The organism is Pseudomonas sp. NBRC 111127, from assembly GCF_001320345.1.
In the GTDB taxonomy this organism is placed as follows: Bacteria; Pseudomonadota; Gammaproteobacteria; order Pseudomonadales; family Pseudomonadaceae; genus Aquipseudomonas; species Aquipseudomonas juntendi.
The window spans coordinates 1-18,424 of record NZ_BCBD01000030.1; the positions used below are offsets into that span (position 1 = coordinate 1).

Sequence of the window (18,424 nt, forward strand, 5' to 3'; positions counted from 1 at the left end):
GCGCCCCAGCTCTTCCTCCAACAGTTGGTCTTCTTCCTTGAGCATCAGTTGGCCGAGTGGGCCATTGAACCACTCACGGGCCAGGCTGATCAGCTCGACCCAGTCCGGATCGGCCTGGGCAAAGGCTTGGTCGGTCATTGCGCTCTCCCTCGAAGGTTCTCCCGCCGCGCCATCGCGGCTAAGATGCCTTCATGTGCCACGCTAGGTGAATCGGATCCGCACCATGATACAGATCGATGCTCTTCCCGCTTTCTCCGACAACTACATCTGGTTGTTACAGGATACTGCCAAACGCCGTTGTGCGGTGGTCGACCCCGGCGACGCCGGCCCGGTGGAGCGTTGGCTGGCCGCCAACCCCGGCTGGGCGCTGAGCGACATCCTCATTACCCACCACCACAACGACCACGTCGGCGGCGTGGCACGGCTCAAGCAACTGACCGGCGCACGGGTCTGTGGCCCGGCCAACGAGCAGATTCCCTGCCGTGACCTGGCGCTGGACGAGGGCGCCGAGGTCGAAGTGCTGGGCGTGGTGTTTCAGGTGCTGGCGGTGCCCGGCCACACCCTGGGCCATATCGCTTTCTTCAGTGACCAGCCGCCGGAAACCCCGCTCTTGTTCAGCGGCGATACCCTGTTCGCGGCCGGTTGCGGGCGCATGTTCGAGGGCACGCCCGAGCAGATGCAACCCGCCCTGGCCCGCCTGGCGGCCCTGCCCGCGCACACACAGGTGTACTGCGCCCACGAATACACGCTTGCCAACCTGCGCTTCGCCAAGGCCGTCGAGCCCGACAACCCGCATGTGCAGCAGCGCTTCGACGAGGTGACCCGGTTGCGCGCCGACCAGCGCATCACATTGCCGTCCACGATTGGCCTGGAGCGCCTGACCAACCCTTTTTTGCGCACCTCTGAAACATTAGTTAAACAAAAAGCAGACGAATGGAAGGGACATTCAAACGCTACGCATGTCGCTGTTTTTGCTGCCTTGAGGTCTTGGAAAGACACTTTCTGATAACCGCAAGATATATCGCAATCTGTGTTCAACGGTTGACCCGGCCCGGAGCGGTTTCTAGAATCGCCGAAATTTTTTGCCCGGATACCTGTCTCAGCCGATGTCTTCCCGTAGCCGCAGAACCTCTCATTCAGTCGCCCTGACGCGCCTGGCCCAAATCAGTGCGCTGGCTCTGGCCGCCACTCTGGTGGGTTGCCAGAGCACCCGTCAGCTCGACGAATCCGATAGCGTTCGCGCGCACAACTACCAGGCGCGGATCAAGCACAAGCCCGCGCCGCTGCTGGTCAAGCCGGCCGAGCAGGCGCCACAGGACGTATGGGAGCGCATGCGCCAGGGCTTTGCCCTGCAGGACAGCATCGACGTCAACCCGCGCATCGAGCAGCAGCGCCTGTGGTTCGCCAGCAACCCCACCTTCATCGAAAGCGCCGGCGAGCGCGGCAGCCTGTACCTGCACTACATCGTCGAGCGCCTCGAGGAGCGTGACATGCCCCTGGAGCTGGCGCTGCTGCCAGCCATCGAAAGCGCCTACAACCCGATGGCGTATTCGCGGGCCAGCGCCGCAGGCATGTGGCAGTTCATGCCGGCAACCGGTCGCCACTTCAACCTGCGCCAGACCAATTTCTATGACGGCCGCCGCGACATCACCGCCTCGACCAATGCCGCGCTGGACTACCTGACCCGCCTGCATGACATGTTCAACGGCGACTGGCTGCTGGCCCTGGCCGCCTACAACGCCGGCGAAGGCACGGTCAGCCGCGCCATCGAACGTAACGAGCGCCTGGGCCTGCCAACCGACTACTGGAACCTGCCGCTGCCCCAGGAAACCCGCGACTATGTGCCCAAGCTGCTGGCCCTGTCGCAAGTGGTGCTTACCCCTGAAGCCTACGGCGTGAACCTGAACCCGATCGCCAACGAACCCTACTTCGAAGCCGTGGCCATCAATGATCGGCTCGACCTGTCGCGGGTGGCGGCCTTTGCCAACATCGACGAAGACGAGCTGATCCAGCTCAACCCCGCCTTCAAGAAACGCATGACCGTGGACGGGCCCAAGCAATTGCTGGTGCCGACCGCCAAGGCACAATTGCTGAGCAACAGCCTGTCCAACCTCAACCCCGAGCAGCTGGTCGCCCTGCAACCGAACAAGGCCGTGTTCGCCCGTGCCGTGGCCGAAACCAGGGCACCGGCGGCTGCACGCAGCTACCGGGTCAAGCGTGGCGACAACCTGGGCGCCATTGCCAAGGCCAACCGCGTATCGATCAAGGACATCAAGCGCTGGAACCGCCTGTCCGGCAACAACCTGCGCGCTGGCCAGGTCCTGGCCCTGCGCGGCGGCAACGCCCCGAGCGCCGCCGGCAATCGCGTAGCGGCGTCGGCGCAGCGCTCTACCCAGTACAAGGTGCGCAAGGGTGACTCGCTGTACCTGGTGGCCAAGCGCTTCAACGTGGAAATGAAGCACCTCAAGCGCTGGAACCCGCGCAGCGGTCATGCCCTCAAGCCTGGGCAGACCCTGACCGTCTACGTCGGGCATTGAAAGTCTCAAGCTGCAAGCAGCAAGAAAAAAGCAATTCGCGTACACCGCCGCTTTTTCTTGCAGCTTGAAGCTTGAAGCTTGAACCTCTCTTTTTCCCACCCCCCCAAGCTGTTACTGTACGCCGACAAAAGCCCAACGCCTCTGGATCGGATGCCGACTTGATACGTCCCCTCCTGCTGTCAATCAGCCTGGCCTTGAGCTTTCCCGCAGTCGCGATGGTGAGCGAAAGCCACGGATACGCGCAGTTCGGCACGCTCAAGTACCCAGCCACGTTCACCCACTTCGACTGGGTCAACCCGCAAGCGCCCAAAGGCGGCACGTTGCGGGCGATGGCCTTTGGCACCTTCGACACCCTCAACCCCTATACCTTCAAGGGGTCGAGCCCGGTGACCACGCCCAACTTCCAGCAGTACGGCATCAGCGAGCTCAACGAGCCGCTGATGGTCGGTACCGGCCAATACGACCCGTCCGGCGACGAGCCCACCTCCAGCTACGGCCTCATCGCCCGCTCGGTGGAATACAGCGAGGACCGTAGCTGGGTGGTGTTCAACCTGCGCCCGGAAGCCCGCTGGCATGACGGCAAGCCGATCACCGCGGCAGACGTGGCCTTCTCCTACCGCACGTTGCTCAAGGACGGCCACCCGATCTACCGCACCAACCTGCAGGAGGTGCAACGGGTCGACATCCTCGGCCCGCTGCGCATCCGCTTCGTGTTCAAGCGCGCTGGCAACCCACTGCTCATCCTGCGCCTGGGCGAGATGCCAGTGCTGCCCAAGCACTACTGGCAGCACCGTGACTTCAAGGCCACTACCTTCGAGCCGCCATTGGGCAGTGGCCCATACCGCATTACCGAGGTACAGCCGGGGCGCCGGCTGGTGTTCGAGCGCGTCAAGCGTTACTGGGGCAAGGACCTGGCCGTCAACCGAGGCAAGTACAACTTCGATCGCGTGGAGTACGAATTTTACCGTGATGCCACCGTGGCCTTCGAAGCGTTCAAGGCCGGTGAATTCGACATCTATATCGAACACCAGGCGAAGAACTGGGCCAACGGCTACAACTTCCCGGCCGTGCGCCGTGGCGAGGTGATCAAGGCGCAGATCCCGCACCGCATCCCCACGCAAACCCAGGGCCTGTTCATGAACAGCCGCCGGGCGACCTTCAGCGACCCGCGGGTACGCCAGGCACTGGGGCTGATGCTCGACTTCGAGTGGACCAACCGCGCCCTGTTCAGCAACGCCTACCGGCGCTCGACCAGCTACTACCCCAACAGTGAGTTCGCCGCCAGCGGTGTGCCCACCGGCAAGGAATGGCTGCTGCTGGCGCCATTCCGTGACCAGTTACCCGCCAAACTGTTCAGCGAACCGTACCAGGTCAGCCACACCGCCGGCCGTGGCGTCAGCCGCGAAACCTTGCGCCAGGCACTGGCCCTGCTCGCCGAGGCGGGGTGGAAGCTGAACGGCCAGCGCCTGGTCGACAGCAAAGGCCAGCAGTTGCGCATGGAGCTGCTGCTGGTAAACCCCAACCTTGAACGCATCCTGCAACCTTATGTCGAAAATCTGTCCAGCATCGGTATCGATGCGCGCTTGCGCACCGTGGACCGTGCCCAGTACAAACAACGCCTGGACCAGTTCGATTTCGACATGATTCTGATGACCCTCAATCAGACCCTGAGCCCCGGCCTGGAGCAGTGGTTGTACTTCCATTCGAGCCAGGCCGGCACCAAGGGCAGCAAGAACTATGCAGGGGTCAAGGACCCGGTGGTCGACCACCTGCTCGACACCCTGTTGGCCGCACGCACCCGCGACGACCAGGTGGCTGCCGCCCGCGCCCTGGACCGCGTCCTCTCATGGCAGTACTACATGATCCCCAACTGGTACCTGGACAACCATCGCCTGGCCTACCGCAACCGGTTCGCCTTCGTCACCACACCGCCCTATACCCTTGGGCTGAACAGCTGGTGGATAAAGACTTCGGAGAAAGCCCAATGATGCCAACGCACCGCCTGCGCCGGCTGGCTGGCAGCCTGTTGCTCGCCTGCCTGAGCCTTCCCGCCCTGGCCGCACCGCAACATGCGCTCACCCTGTACGACGAGCCGCCCAAATACCCTGCCGACTTCAAGCACTTCGACTACGTGAACCCCGAGGCGCCAAAGGGTGGCACCTTCCGCCAGTCCAGTTTCGGCGGGTTCGACAGCCTCAACCCGTTCATCAACAAGGGCGTGCCGGCCGAAAACATCAGCATCATCTACGACACCCTGATGCGCCAGAGCCAGGACGAACCCTTCACCGAATATGGCTTGGTCGCTGGCAAGATCGAGAAAGCCCCGGACAACAGCTGGGTGCGCTTCTACCTGCGCCCCGAAGCACGTTTCCACGATGGCCACCCCATGCGTGCCGATGACGTGGTGTTTACCTTCAACGCCCTGATCAAGGATGGTGCGCCGCTGTATCGTCAGTACTATGCCGACGTCGCCGAGGTGGTCGCTGAAGACCCGTTGAAAGTGCTGTTCAAGTTCAAGCACCGGAACAACCGTGAACTGCCGCTTATCCTCGGCCAGTTGCCCGTGTTGCCCAAGCACTGGTACGAAAACCGCGACTTCAACCGCGGCAACCTGGAAATTCCACTGGGCAGCGGCCCGTACAAGGTGGCCGAGGTCAAGGCCGGGCGCTCGGTACGCTACGAGCGGGTCAAGGACTACTGGGCCAAGGACCTGCCGATCAACCGTGGGTTCTACAACTTCGATGTCATGACCTTCGACGCCTACCGTGACACTACCGTAGCCCTGCAAGCGCTCAAGGCCGGGGCGTTCGACTATGGCCTGGAAGTCAGCGCGAAAAACTGGGCCACCGCCTACGACGTGCCCGCCGTGCGCGAGGGCCGGCTGATCAAGGAAGAGCTGCCCAACGGCAACCCCACTGGCATGCAGGGCTTCATTTTCAACATCCGCCGGCCGGTATTCCAGGATGTGCGCGTACGCCACGCGTTGAGCCTGCTGCTGGACTACGAATGGACCAACAAGCAACTGTTCAACGGTGCCTACACCCGTACCGGCAGTTACTTCGAAAACTCGGAAATGGCCGCCCGTGGCTTGCCCAGCGCCAGCGAACTGAAGATCCTCGAGCCGCTGCGCGGCAAAGTACCCGACCAAGTGTTCACCGAGGCCTTCCACAACCCGGTCAGCGACGGCAGCGGCATGATCCGCGAGCAGCAGCGCCAGGCCTACAAGCTGCTGCAGGAGGCCGGCTGGAAGATCGTCGACGACAAGATGGTCGATGCCCAGGGCAAGCCGGTAAGCATCGAGTTCCTGCTGGCGCAGACCGAGTTCGAACGCATCCTGCTGCCGTTCAAGCGCAACCTGGCTGACCTGGGTATCGAGCTGAACATCCGCCGGGTCGATGTTTCGCAGTACATCACCCGCCTGCGCTCGCGCGATTTCGACATGATCGTCGGCGGCTATCCGCAGTCCAACTCGCCCGGCAACGAGCAGCGCGAATTCTGGTCCAGTGCCGCCGCCGACAACCCCGGCAGCCGCAACTTCATCGGCCTGCGCGACCCGGCCATCGACCAGCTGGTCGACCAGCTGATCAATGCCGACTCGCGCCAAAGCCTGATCGACCATTGCCGCGCCCTCGACCGGGTATTGCTGTGGGGCTACTACGTGATTCCCAACTGGCACATCAAGACCTGGCGGGTAGCCTACTGGAACCACATCGGGCACCCGAAGGTGTCGCCCAAGTACGACATCGGCATCGACACCTGGTGGATCAAGCCCGGGGTAAGCCCGGCCGTCAGCGCAGCCCCCGCGGACGAGGCCAACTGAGATGCTGGCCTACATCCTGCGCCGCCTGCTGCTGATCATCCCGACCCTGTTCGGCATCCTCATCATCAACTTCATCATCGTCCAGGCTGCCCCTGGTGGCCCGGTCGAACAGATGATCGCCAAGCTCGAAGGCTTCGAGGGCGCCACCAGCCGCATCGCCGGTGGCGGTGCCGAGGTGTCCGTGGCGGGCTCCAACTACCGTGGCGCCCAAGGCCTGGACCCGGCGCTGATCGCCGAAATCGAGCGCATGTACGGGTTCGACAAATCGCCGCCCGAACGCCTGTGGATCATGATCAAGAACTACGCCCGACTGGATTTCGGCGACAGCTTCTTCCGCGATGCCAAGGTCATCGACCTGATCATCGAAAAGATGCCGGTGTCGATCTCGCTGGGGCTGTGGAGCACACTGATCATGTACCTGGTGTCGATCCCGCTGGGCATCGCCAAGGCGGTACGCCATGGCAGCCACTTCGACGTGTGGACCAGTTCGGCGATCATCGTCGGCTATGCGATCCCCGCCTTCCTGTTCGCCATCTTGCTGATCGTGCTGTTCGCCGGCGGCAGCTACTTCGACTGGTTCCCGCTGCGCGGCCTCACCTCCAACAACTTCGATGAGCTGAGCACCACCGGCAAGGTGCTGGACTACTTCTGGCACCTGGTGCTGCCAATCACCGCGCTGGTCATCGGCAACTTCGCGACCATGACCCTGCTGACCAAGAACAGCTTCCTCGACGAAATCAACAAACAATACGTGGTGACCGCCAAGGCCAAAGGCCTGAGCCGGCCACGGGTGCTGTATGGCCATGTGTTCCGCAACGCCATGCTGCTGGTGATTGCCGGCTTCCCTTCGGCGTTCATCGGTATCTTCTTCACCGGCTCCCTGCTGATCGAGGTGATCTTCAGCCTCGACGGCCTGGGCCTGATGAGCTTCGAGGCGGCCATCAACCGCGACTACCCGGTGGTCTTCGGCACCCTGTTCATCTTCACCCTGCTGGGGCTGGTGGTGAAACTGATCGGCGACCTGACCTACACCCTGGTCGATCCACGCATCGACTTTGCCAGCCGGGAGCACTGACATGGCCTTGTCCCCCCTCAACCGACGGCGCTTCGAGCGCTTCAAGGCCAACCGCCGTGGCTGGTGGTCGCTGTGGCTGTTCCTGATCCTGTTCGGCCTCAGCCTGGGTGCCGAACTGATCGCCAACGACAAACCGATTGCCGTGCGCTACGACGGCCAGTGGTACTTCCCCGCCTTCAAGCGCTACCCGGAAACCACGTTCGGCGGCGAGTTCCCGCTGGAAGCCAACTACAAGAGCCCCTACATCCGCGAGCTGCTGGCCAAGAAAGACAGCTTCGTGCTGTGGGCGCCGATCCCGTTCAGCTACCAGAGCATCAACTACGACCTGCGCGTTCCGGCCCCGGCACCGCCCTCGGCGGACAACTGGCTAGGCACCGACGACCAAGGCCGCGACGTGCTGGCGCGGGTGATCTACGGCTTCCGCATATCGGTGCTGTTCGCCCTGACCCTGACCGTGGCCAGCTCCATCATCGGCGTCCTCGCGGGGGCCTTGCAGGGGTTTTATGGCGGTTGGGTCGACCTGGCCGGGCAACGCTTTCTGGAAATCTGGTCGGGGCTGCCGGTGCTGTACCTGCTGATCATTCTTGCCAGTTTCGTGCAGCCGAACTTCTGGTGGCTGCTGGGCATCATGCTGCTGTTTTCCTGGATGAGCCTGGTCGACGTGGTGCGCGCCGAGTTCCTGCGCGGCCGCAACCTGGAGTACGTGCGTGCCGCCCGAGCCCTGGGCATGCGCAACGGCGCAATCATGTACCGGCACATCCTGCCCAACGCCATGATCTCGACCATGACCTTCATGCCGTTCATTCTCACCGGCGCCATCGGTACCCTCACGGCCCTGGACTTCCTCGGCTTCGGCCTGCCCGCCGGTTCGCCCTCGCTGGGCGAGCTGGTGGCCCAGGGCAAGTCCAACCTGCAGGCACCCTGGCTGGGCATCAGCGCCTTCGCGGTACTGGCGCTGATGCTGAGCCTGCTGGTATTCATCGGCGAATCCGCCCGCGACGCCTTCGACCCGAGGAAGTGACATGAGTGAACAGAACCTGATCGAAGTGCGCGACCTGGTCGTCGAGTTTGTAACCGGCGACCAGGTCAACCGGGTGGTGGATGGCATCAGTTTCGACATCCGCAAAGGCGAGACGCTGGCGCTGGTCGGTGAAAGCGGCTCGGGCAAGTCGGTGACTGCGCACTCGATCCTGCGCCTGCTGCCCTACCCCTTGGCCCAGCACCCCCGCGGCAGCATCCGCCATGAAGGCAAGGACTTGCTGCAGCAGAACGAAAAAACCCTGCAGCGCATTCGCGGCAACCGCATTGCGATGATCTTCCAGGAGCCGATGACGTCGCTGAACCCGCTGCACTGCATCGAAAAGCAGATCAACGAAATCCTTCTGCTGCACAAGGGCCTGACCGGCAAGCAAGCTACTGCGCGCACCCTGGAGCTGCTGGAAATGGTCGGCATCCCGGAGCCACGCAAACGCCTCAAGGCCCTGCCCCACGAGCTGTCCGGCGGGCAACGCCAGCGGGTGATGATCGCCATGGCCCTGGCCAACGAGCCGGAACTGCTGATTGCCGACGAACCGACCACGGCGCTGGATGTGACCGTGCAGCTGAAAATTCTCGACCTGCTCAAGGAACTGCAGGCACGCCTGGGCATGGCGCTGCTGCTGATCAGCCATGACCTGAACCTGGTGCGGCGCATTGCCCACCGCGTGTGCGTGATGCAGCGCGGGCAGATTGTCGAGCAGGCGGACTGCGCGGCCCTGTTCAGCGCGCCGCAACACCCCTACACGCAGATGCTGATCAATGCCGAGCCCAGCGGGCTGCCGGCGCACAACCCGGTAGGTGCGCCGCTGCTGCAAGTCGATGAGCTCAAGGTCTGGTTCCCGATCAAGAAGGGCCTGCTGCGGCGTACTGTCGACCATGTCAAGGCGGTGAACGGGGTCAACTTCAGTTTGCCGCAGGGGCAAACGCTGGGCATCGTCGGGGAGTCCGGGTCGGGCAAGTCGACATTGGGCCTGGCGATCCTGCGGCTGATTGCCAGCCAGGGGGGTATCCGCTTCCACGGGCAAGACCTGCAGGGGATGAACCAGAAAGCCGTGCGCCCGTTACGGCGCGAGATGCAGGTGGTGTTCCAGGACCCCTTCGGCAGCCTCAGCCCGCGCATGTGCGTGGCAGACATCGTTGGGGAAGGCTTGCGCATTCACGGTATCGGCAATGCCCAGGAGCAGGAAGCGGCCATCATTGCGGCGCTGGAGGAGGTAGGGCTCGACCCGGGCACCCGGCACCGCTACCCGCATGAGTTTTCGGGTGGGCAGCGCCAGCGCATTGCCATCGCCCGGGCGCTGGTGCTCAAGCCGGCGCTGATTCTGCTGGATGAGCCGACCTCGGCGCTGGACCGCACGGTGCAGCGCCAGGTGGTCGAGTTGCTGCGTAATCTGCAGCAAAAATACAACCTCACTTACCTGTTCATCAGCCATGACCTGGCGGTGGTCAGGGCACTGAGCCATCAGTTGATGGTGATCAAGCATGGGCAGGTGGTTGAACAGGGGGATGCGCAGGCAATCTTCCATGCACCGCAACATCCGTATACCCGGCAGCTACTGGAGGCGGCGTTTCTGGAGGTGGAGCCTTCGTGAAGCCGCGCCCGGGCAGTTTGCTGGGGTGATGCGAGCCTGGGCGGCGCGTTGCCCGCTGCCTGGCTACAGGTCTTCGCTCACCCGGCCAACGGCCGCCACCACTTGCCTGGCACCGGCCTGAATACCGCCTATGGCCGTACTCGCCTGGGTAACGAAATCCACCGCATTGGCCGCTTCCTGGCGGCTGCGCTCGACCTCGCTGACCGCCTGGTTGGCCAGCAGATGATTGTGCGCGACCACCGCATCGATCTCGGCAGTGGCGGTGCTGGTGCGCCCCGCCAGCTTGCGCACTTCATCGGCCACCACGGCGAAGCCCCGCCCTTGGTCGCCGGCGCGCGCAGCTTCGATCGCGGCATTCAGGGCCAGCAGGTTGGTCTGCGACGCAATGGCCCCAATGGTCTGCACGATCGTACTGATGACCGTCGACTGCTGGCCCAGGGCAGCAATGGTATCGCCGGCGCAGTGTAATTGGCTCGCCACGTTCTGCATGGCCTGCTGCATGCCCTGCATCACCGTGACACCATCGCTGGCACTGGCGTCCGTGCGCCGGGAAATGTCCAGCGCCATGTTGGCCGCCTGCCTTACCGCCTGTTCACGCTCGACCTGGGCGGTCACCACCGTGGCGAACTTGACCACTTTCACCAGCTTGCCACTGGCATCATGGACCGGGTTGTAGCTGGCCTCCAGCCAGATCTCGCGCCCTTGGCTGTCAATACGCCGGAATCGCCCGGTCACGTACCGGCCAGCATTGAGCGTGCGCCAGAACGCCGTGTACTCGGCACTGGCGGTTTCCTTGGCATCACAGAAAATTCGATGGTGCTGGCCGACCAGTTGCTCCAGGCGGTAGCCCATGGCGGCGAGAAACATCGGGTTGGCAGCTTGCACCTTGCCGTCCAGGCCAAACTGGATCATCGCCGTGGAACGCAGCAAGGCCTCGAGCAACGCCTGGCTTTCCAGCCCAGGCGCGGCCAGCCACTGTTGCAGGGGCATGCCCACGACATCGCCCGGCGCGGCGCCGAGTGCCTGGGCAAAACCCGCGGTGCACTCCGCGATACGGTTCTGCCCGTCCAGGCACAGCATGGCACCCTGCTCGAGTTCGGCCAGGCGCTGACGCAGTTGCACGAGCTCGGCCTGTTGCGCTGCCAGTGCAGTTTTAAGGTGGCGATTAAACATCAATAAGACCTGCGATGTTATGCATCATGGTGGGAAGTCAGACAACAGACACTTTCTGTTGAGTGTCGTGAAACCACTCCTTGAAAACGGCTACAGGCATCGGTCTGGCGATGAAATAGCCCTGCGCTTCAACACAGCCCCAGGCGCAGGCCTGGACCAGCTGTTCGGCGGTTTCGATCCCTTCGGCGGCCACCTGATAACCGAGTTCGTTCGCCAGCCCTACCACCGACTGCACCAGCAATGCTTCACGCGTGCCCGAAGCGGCACGGTGCACCAGCGACCTGTCGAGCTTGACGATGCTGGCGGGGATTTGCGTCAGGTAAACCCAGTTGCTGTAGCCCGTGCCGAAGTCATCGATCGCAACGGCGATGCCTGCCTGGTGCGCACGCAGCAGTTGCTGCAGCACTTCTTCGGGCTGTTCGATCAAGACACTCTCGGTGAATTCGAGCTGTACCCGCTGGGGCTCGATGGCCTGGGCCTGCAAGCTGTGCAGCAGTGCATCCATGAACCCTGCGCTTTCCAGGTCGCGCGCGGTGACGTTGAAGCTGAGACTGAAATCCAGGTCCCGGGTACAGGCCAGCACCCGCAAGGCTGCGCGCATCACCCAAAGGCTGAGGCTGGCCATGAGCGCCGTTTTTTCAGCCAAAGGGATGAACTCCGCCGGGGCGACATCGCCCAGTAGCGGGTGGCGCCAGCGCAGCAGGGCTTCGGCAGAATAGCATCGGCCCGAAGGCAGCTCGATTCGCGGTTGCAGGTGCAGGCTCAGTTCATCGTCGCTCTGCAGCGCCTGGGCCAACGACGCCAGCAACAGGAACGCACGGCGTTGCGCAGCGTCCACGTCCGGCTCGTACCACCCATGCCGGCCAGGCCTGCGCCGCGCGGTATCCGCTGCCGCGACTGCCCGGCGCATCCACTCCATGCCGTCACGGTCTTCGCACTGCTGCGTGATGGGGGCAATGCCGATACCGGCGTCCAGCAACACCGGAATCTGGTGGCACTGCGCAGGCGCTTGCAGGGCGTCGACAATCCGCTCGCACAAAGGCTGTACGTCGGCTGCGTCCTCCAGCAGCACACCGAAGCGGGTCGGGCTGATCTTGTACAACGACAAGCCGTTATCCAGCTGGCTGGCGATGCGCGCCTTGGCCTGCAACGTCAGGTCGTGGGCGAAGTTGTAACCCAGGCCGCGGATGATATCGCTGAGGGCCTCGGCGGCCATGATGTCCACCGCCAACAGGGTCAGCGACTTACCCCGGTCCAGGCCCGCCACCACATCACATTCGAGCTTCAGGCGGTTGAACAGGCCGGTGGCCTGGTCGTAAAAATTGTTGCGGCGCATGCCGGCGATGATGTGCATGGCCATTTCGCTGAAGGACGTCAGCATCGACCGTTGCGCCTCATCCAGGGCGGGCCGTGGTGCAGTATCGATGATGCAGAAGCTGCCGATGGCCACCTGGCTGTCTACCAGCAGCGGGGCCCCGCAGTAATAACGAATGCCAGGCTCACCCGTGACCAGAGGGTTGTCGGCAAAGCGCGGGTCCAGGGCAGCGTCCAGCACTTCCAGTGGCTGTGCCTGGAGAATGGTGTGGGCACAGAATGAAACATCCCGGGGGGTGGCATCAGCGGCCAGCCCGCCCTTGGCCATGAACCATTGCTCACACTCCCCTACGATCGAAACCAGGCAGATCGGCATGGAAAAGTAGCGGCGGGCCATCTCGACCAGCGCAGTCAGTTCGCTGCTCTGCGGCTGATGCAGTACGCACCATTCGGCGATCTTCGCCAAACGGTCGGGTTCATTGGGCGGAACGGGGGCAACTTTCATGGCATCTCACCTGTCCCACGCGGACCCAAGCATAGAGTAATAGCACTACGCTACATCAATACTTGTACAGAGAGAAATTTTTGTACAACTTTTCGCACTAAATTTCGACAGACGGTGATGCAACATCACCTGCCTAGTAAGAGATCGGCCCACGAAGGAAGTTCACCAACCCCCGAGTTCACGGGCACACACTTACCGTTTCAGTGTGTAACAGCCACTGCACCAGTCATCAGAAAATCTGATGACGATCGTCTTTAGTCATCAGCCAGGTAGGGCATAAAGTCGCTCCGTCAACCCGCCTCAACGGTAGAGCCCATGTCCAGTCACCCACAAACTGCCTCCCCTGCCCTCCACGCGCTGGTCCAGCGTTCCAGCTTGCCAGGCCCTGTGCTCAGCGCCACCCAGGCGCAAGGCCTGCTGCAGGCCCACTACGGCCTCACCGGTGAGTGGTCGGCCTTGGGCAGCCAGCAGGACCTGAACCTGCGTGTGGTCGCGCCGCAAGGCAGCTTCGTGCTCAAGGCATGCCATGGCAGCTACGCCCAGGTCGAACTGGAGGCCCAGCATGCGGCCCTCGCCTACCTGCGCGAGCATGGCCTGCCCGTGCCAGGCGTGCGCCCGGCACTCAGTGGCGAAGCCTTGCTGGCCCTGGACGTCGCAGACCAGCCATTGCGGGTACGCCTGCTGGAATACATCGAGGGGCAACCGCTGACGCGCCTTGCTCACCTCCCGGCGCAACTGATGGCCGAACTGGGCGGGCTTTGCGCAAAGCTTGATCGGGCCTTGGCCGGTTTCGACCACCCTGGCCTCGAGCGCACCCTGCAATGGGACCCCAAGCATGCGCAAACGCTGATAGAGCACCTGCTCCCTGTGCTGCACGATGCCGACCAGCGCCGCCGCATCACACAGGCCACCGCGGTCGCTGCCCACCACCTGGCACCCCTGATCGGCAGCCTGCCAAGCCAAGCCGTGCACCTGGACATCACCGACGACAACACCGTGTGGGCGCGCGACGACCAGCGCCAATGGCAATTGCGAGGGCTGATCGACTTCGGCGACCTGCTACGTACCTGGCGCATCGCTGACCTGTCGGTAACCTGTGCGGCGCTGCTGCACCACGCCGAAGGCGACCCGCTGCGGATCCTCCCGGCGATCCGCGCCTACCAGGCCCACAACCCACTCACGGAGGAAGAGCTACGCGCCTTGTGGCCACTGGTGCTTAACCGCGCCGCAGTACTGGTGCTGAGCAGCGCACAGCAGTTGGCGGTGGACCCAGGCAACCAGTACACCCGCGACAATGTTGCCCATGAGTGGGAAATTTTCGACACCGCCACCGCCGTGCCCTTCGCCCTGATGCAGGCAGCGATCCTGCGGGCTGCGGGGTTGCCGGTCGCCACGCCAGACATGAGCGGCGGCGCATCGCTGCTTCCCGAACTGCAAGGGCAGGCGGTGCACCGGCTCGACCTCGGCGTGCTCAGTGCGCACTATGAGGCGGGCAACTGGGAGCAACCTGGCTTCGACCAGCACCTGCTCACCCGGCAACCTGCCCCGGCCTGCACCCTGTACGGGCAGTATCGCCTGTCGCAAACCCATATCGACCGCGCCGCAGAACCGGCCACTTGCGCCCTCGGCGTTGAACTGCATGTGCCGCACGCCAGCCTGCTCCAGGCACCGGCGGCCGGCACCTGGCAGCGCCATGGCGATGCTGTCGGTTGCCTGCGCACTGCGCACTGGGCCCTGTGGCTACAGGGGCTGCAGGATGCGCCAGTCGATGGCCAGGCCGTGGCCCAGGGCCAGGCGCTGGGCCGTAGTTGCGGCGTGCTTCGCGTGCAAGTGTGCCTGGGCACCGACACCCAGCCACCGTTCTTCGCCACCCCTTCCCATGCCGATGCCTGGCTGGCCCTGTGCCCTTCTCCCGCGCCGCTGCTGGGCCTGGACTGCGATGCCGAGCCACTGCCTGACCCACAGGCCCTGTTGGCGCGTCGCGACGCCAGCTTCGCGCGCTCGCAGAAACACTACTACGCGCAGCCACCCCACATCGAACGTGGCTGGCGCAACTACCTGTTCGACATGCAAGGCCGCGCTTACCTCGACATGCTCAACAACGTTGCGGTACTGGGCCATGGCCACCCGCGCATGGTCGCCGAGTCGGCGCGGCAGTGGTCGTTGCTCAATACCAACTCGCGCTTTCACTACGCGGCCGTCACCGAATTCTCCGAGCGTTTGCTGAAGCTGGTACCCGAAGGCTTCGACCGGGTTTTCATGGTCAACAGCGGGACCGAAGCCAATGACCTGGCGATACGGCTGGCCTGGGCCTACAGCGGCGGGCGCGACCTGCTCAGCGTGCTGGAGGCCTACCACGGCTGGTCGGTGGCCACCGATGCCATCTCCACGTCGATCGCCGACAACCCGCAGGCGTTGCACACCCGCCCGGACTGGGTGCACCCGGTCGAGGCGCCGAATACCTTCCGCGGCCGCTACCGTGGCGCCGACAGCGCAGCAGACTACCTGCGCGATGTCGACACGAAGCTGGCCGACCTCGATGCCCGTGGCCGACAGCTGGCCGGCATCATCTGCGAACCGGTGTACGGCAATGCCGGTGGCATCGCGCTGCCAGCGGGGTACCTGCGCGAGGCCTATGCCAAGGTCCGGGCCAGGGGCGGTGTGTGCATCGCCGACGAGGTCCAGGTCGGTTACGGCCGCCTGGGTGAATACTTCTGGGGCTTCGAGCAGCAAGGCGTGGTGCCCGATATCATCACCATGGCCAAGGGCATGGGTAACGGCCAGCCGCTGGGGGTGGTCATTACCCGCCGCGACATTGCCGAAGCACTGGAGGCCGAGGGTTATTTCTTCTCATCTGCCGGTGGCAGCCCGGTCAGTTGCCGCATTGGCATGGCAGTACTGGACGTGATGCAGGAAGAAGGCCTGTGGGACAACGCCCGCGACACCGGGCGCTATTTTAAGGCGCGCCTGCAGGCGCTGGTCGACAAGCACCCGCTGGCCGGCGCCGCGCATGGCTCGGGCTTCTACCTGGGCCTGGAACTGGTGCGTGACCGCGAAACACTGGAGCCCGCCACGCAGGAAACCCAGCTGCTCTGCGACAGGCTGCGGGAATTGGGCATCTTCATGCAACCCACAGGGGATCACCTGAACATTCTCAAGATCAAGCCGCCAATGTGCACCAGTCGGGCCAGCGTGGATTACTTCGTCGACAGCATCGACCGGGTGCTGGGTGAAGGGCTGTAGCGGCTCACCTTCTGCCAGATCGAGCGCCGCGCGAGCGGCGCTTCGCGGATAAACCCCGCGCCCACCCGCGGCCCTTTTTCGGGCGAGCACAAGCGCACCAACATGGCGCATGCCCTCCATAGCGCCACAAAAAGGCGCGGCATCAGCACGCAATTACCCACCCGCTTCATGCTTGTTCACATCTACTCACAAACGCCAACGTTTGCGTCTAGCCCGCATGCTCTCAAATGTGACCAGTGGGTCACCTTTTCTGCCTTTTCTCTCCTACACTCGGTTTTCGGCCCGCGATTTGCTCAATGGAAGAGTGACGAAAATAAGTCGAACTTTACGGAACGCGGGCAGGTCAGGAAGTAAGTAGGCCAAACGCAACGGGATCCCCCAGCTTCGGCCACCACCCCTACCCGCTCAAACGCCTTCGGCCGGAACGCCGGGAGCGCGGTGCCTGTGCGCACGACCTTGGGGCATGGAAAGCAGTACGTATTCAGCAAGCAGAGAGAATTAGCACGAAACAACGCCACGGGTGCCAGCACCCGGCAAGCATATGGACGGAGAGAAGTATGATCAGTGCCGCTGTCGAGCCACACGTAAACACGTTCACCACCGAGAAGCGCGAACCGCTCACCCCGGATTTCGCCACGACAGCCAAGGCACCCGGCGCCCAGCGCCAGCACAACCCCAACAAGCGCAAGATTCTGTTCGTGACCTCGGAAATCGCCGACCTGGTCAAGACGGGCGGCCTGGGTGACGTGTCTGCAGCCCTGCCGCGCGCCCTGGCGCACCTGCACGATGTTAGGGTGTTGATCCCGGGCTACCCGCAGGTGGTCGAAAGCGACAACCCGATCCATATCGTCGGCGAACTGGGCGGCCACGCAGCCCTGCCGCCATGCAAGATCGGCCGCATGGACATGCCCGACGGCCTGGTCATCTATGTGCTCATCTGCCCCGAACTGTACCAGCGCGACGGCACCCCCTACGGCGCCAACAACGGTCGCGACTGGCCAGACAACCACATCCGTTTCGCTCGCCTGGGCCTGGCCGCTGCGGAAATCGCAGCCGGCGAAGGCATGATCCACTGGAAGCCCGAAGTGGTGCATGCGCATGACTGGCCTGCCGGCCTGGCGCCAGCCTACATGCACTGGCGCGGCCTCAACACGCCAACCCTGTTCACCATCCACAACCTGGCCTACCAAGGTGTGTACAGCCGTGGGTGCAGCCCCGAACTGGCCATCCCGGAACACGCCATGCAGCAGGAAGGCATGGAGTTCTACGGCAAGCTGTCGTTCCTCAAGGCCGGCCTTGCCTACTCCAGCCACATCACCACGGTCAGCGCCACCTATGCCCGGGAAATCACCACCCCGGAATTCGGCTGCGGCCTGGATGGCTTCCTCGCCAGCAAAGCCCAGCAAGGCCTGCTTGGCGGCATCCCCAACGGTATCGACGAAAGCTGGGACTCGGCCACCGACAAGCACCTGCAGCACAACTTCAGCATCAATGACTGGGAAGGCAAGGCACGCAATACCCACGAAGTACGCCAACTGTTCGGCCTGGACGACTCCGACGGCCCACTGTTCGCAGTGGTTTCGCGCCTGGTTTACCAGAAAGGCCTGGACCTGACCTTGGGCGTGGCCGACTACATCGTCGAACAAGGCGGGCAGATCGCGATCATCGGCCGTGGCGAGCCGGAGGAAGAACAGGCCATGCGCGAACTGGCGCTGCGCCACCCAGGCCGTATCGGGGTACGCATCGGCTTCAACGAAACCGACGCCCGGCGCATGTTCGCCGGCAGTGATTTCCTGCTGATGCCCTCGCGCTACGAGCCCTGCGGGCTCAGCCAGATGTATGCCCAGCGCTTTGGCTCGCTGCCAGTGGCGCGCAATACCGGCGGCCTGGCCGACACCATCGAGTGCGGGGTCACGGGCTTCCTGTTCAACGAATCGACCGTCGACAGCTACCGCGAAGCGCTTGGCCGCGCCTTCTACGTTTATGGCAAGAAGGACCTGCTCAACGCCATGCGCTGCCTGTCGATGACCCAACCGTTCAACTGGTGCCAGGCGGTGGAACCCTACGCCCGGCTGTACGAAGACCTGGTCAAGCAAGCACAACTGAGCCACTACTGAGCGAGGGCAG

General features: G+C 63.5%; 11 protein-coding genes and 2 pseudogenes. 9 read left to right on the forward strand and 4 right to left on the reverse strand.

Translation table 11 applies throughout. The features are described 5' to 3' along the window. Positions 1 to 138: pseudogene (locus tag APH30_RS08240) on the reverse strand (SAM-dependent methyltransferase); the annotation flags it as partial. 85 nt (positions 139 to 223) lie between these two features. Here APH30_RS08240 and gloB point away from each other — a divergent pair. From gloB to APH30_RS08275, 7 genes are all read left to right on the forward strand, one after another. Beyond that, complete coding sequence (gloB, locus tag APH30_RS08245) at positions 224 to 1,006, forward strand: hydroxyacylglutathione hydrolase (protein WP_054912201.1); 783 nt, start codon at positions 224 to 226, stop codon at positions 1,004 to 1,006. Positions 1,007 to 1,106: 100 nt separating this feature from the next. Continuing rightward, positions 1,107 to 2,537, forward strand: a complete 1,431-nt coding sequence (locus tag APH30_RS08250) for a lytic transglycosylase domain-containing protein (protein WP_029886645.1) — start codon at positions 1,107 to 1,109, stop codon at positions 2,535 to 2,537. Positions 2,538 to 2,695: 158 nt separating this feature from the next. Further along, positions 2,696 to 4,525 carry an extracellular solute-binding protein gene (locus APH30_RS08255; RefSeq protein WP_207939746.1) on the forward strand — a complete coding sequence of 610 codons (1,830 nt, stop codon included), beginning with the start codon at positions 2,696 to 2,698 and terminating at the stop codon, positions 4,523 to 4,525. Further along, entirely contained in the window at positions 4,522 to 6,357 is a 1,836-nt protein-coding gene (locus tag APH30_RS08260; RefSeq protein ID WP_047149855.1) for an extracellular solute-binding protein, read from the forward strand. Before APH30_RS08255 ends, APH30_RS08260 begins: the two co-directional genes overlap by 4 nt. A 1-nt stretch (position 6,358) precedes the next feature. Beyond that, positions 6,359 to 7,432: a microcin C ABC transporter permease YejB gene (locus tag APH30_RS08265; protein ID WP_009686399.1), complete on the forward strand. Its 1,074-nt coding sequence runs from the start codon at positions 6,359 to 6,361 to the stop codon at positions 7,430 to 7,432. A gap of 1 nt (position 7,433) precedes the next feature. Beyond that, positions 7,434 to 8,453, forward strand: coding sequence for an ABC transporter permease (locus APH30_RS08270; RefSeq protein ID WP_029886648.1), 1,020 nt, complete (start codon positions 7,434 to 7,436; stop codon positions 8,451 to 8,453). Between the two features lies 1 nt (position 8,454). Beyond that, on the forward strand, positions 8,455 to 10,062 hold the full coding sequence (locus APH30_RS08275; protein ID WP_029886649.1) for an ABC transporter ATP-binding protein: 1,608 nt from the start codon (positions 8,455 to 8,457) through the stop codon (positions 10,060 to 10,062). Positions 10,063 to 10,125: 63 nt separating this feature from the next. Here the strand turns inward: APH30_RS08275 and APH30_RS29890 are convergent, their stop codons facing one another. The 3 genes and pseudogenes from APH30_RS29890 to APH30_RS08285 form a co-directional block, all read right to left on the reverse strand. After that, a complete protein-coding gene (locus tag APH30_RS29890) occupies positions 10,126 to 10,629 on the reverse strand; it encodes a methyl-accepting chemotaxis protein (RefSeq protein WP_223809676.1) in 504 nt (167 codons plus the stop codon). A gap of 30 nt (positions 10,630 to 10,659) precedes the next feature. Then, positions 10,660 to 11,235 (reverse strand): annotated as a pseudogene (locus tag APH30_RS29895) (PAS domain-containing protein); the annotation flags it as partial. Positions 11,236 to 11,272: 37 nt separating this feature from the next. After that, entirely contained in the window at positions 11,273 to 13,054 is a 1,782-nt protein-coding gene (locus tag APH30_RS08285) for an EAL domain-containing protein (RefSeq protein WP_054912203.1), read from the reverse strand. Positions 13,055 to 13,369: 315 nt separating this feature from the next. On the opposite strand from APH30_RS08285, the gene APH30_RS08290 reads away from it, so the two are divergent. Both APH30_RS08290 and glgA read left to right on the forward strand, forming a co-directional pair. After that, a complete protein-coding gene (locus APH30_RS08290; protein ID WP_054912204.1) occupies positions 13,370 to 16,297 on the forward strand; it encodes an aminotransferase in 2,928 nt (975 codons plus the stop codon). A 557-nt stretch (positions 16,298 to 16,854) separates the two neighbouring features. After that, positions 16,855 to 18,414, forward strand: a complete 1,560-nt coding sequence (glgA, locus tag APH30_RS08295; protein WP_054912205.1) for a glycogen synthase GlgA — start codon at positions 16,855 to 16,857, stop codon at positions 18,412 to 18,414. Positions 18,415 to 18,424 lie beyond the last annotated feature (10 nt).

Bases quoted from the DNA above. Each gene is read 5' to 3' on its own strand.
- gloB (WP_054912201.1), top strand. From the start codon at position 224: ATGATACAGATCGATGCTCTTCCCGCTTTCTCCGACAACTACATCTGG.
- APH30_RS08250 (WP_029886645.1), top strand. From the start codon at position 1,107: ATGTCTTCCCGTAGCCGCAGAACCTCTCATTCAGTCGCCCTGACGCGC.
- APH30_RS08260 (WP_047149855.1), top strand. From the start codon at position 4,522: ATGATGCCAACGCACCGCCTGCGCCGGCTGGCTGGCAGCCTGTTGCTC.
- APH30_RS08265 (WP_009686399.1), top strand. From the start codon at position 6,359: ATGCTGGCCTACATCCTGCGCCGCCTGCTGCTGATCATCCCGACCCTG.
- APH30_RS08270 (WP_029886648.1), top strand. From the start codon at position 7,434: ATGGCCTTGTCCCCCCTCAACCGACGGCGCTTCGAGCGCTTCAAGGCC.
- APH30_RS08275 (WP_029886649.1), top strand. From the start codon at position 8,455: ATGAGTGAACAGAACCTGATCGAAGTGCGCGACCTGGTCGTCGAGTTT.
- APH30_RS29890 (WP_223809676.1), bottom strand. From the start codon at position 10,629: ATGGCGCTGGACATTTCCCGGCGCACGGACGCCAGTGCCAGCGATGGT.
- APH30_RS08285 (WP_054912203.1), bottom strand. From the start codon at position 13,054: ATGAAAGTTGCCCCCGTTCCGCCCAATGAACCCGACCGTTTGGCGAAG.
- APH30_RS08290 (WP_054912204.1), top strand. From the start codon at position 13,370: ATGTCCAGTCACCCACAAACTGCCTCCCCTGCCCTCCACGCGCTGGTC.
- glgA (WP_054912205.1), top strand. From the start codon at position 16,855: ATGATCAGTGCCGCTGTCGAGCCACACGTAAACACGTTCACCACCGAG.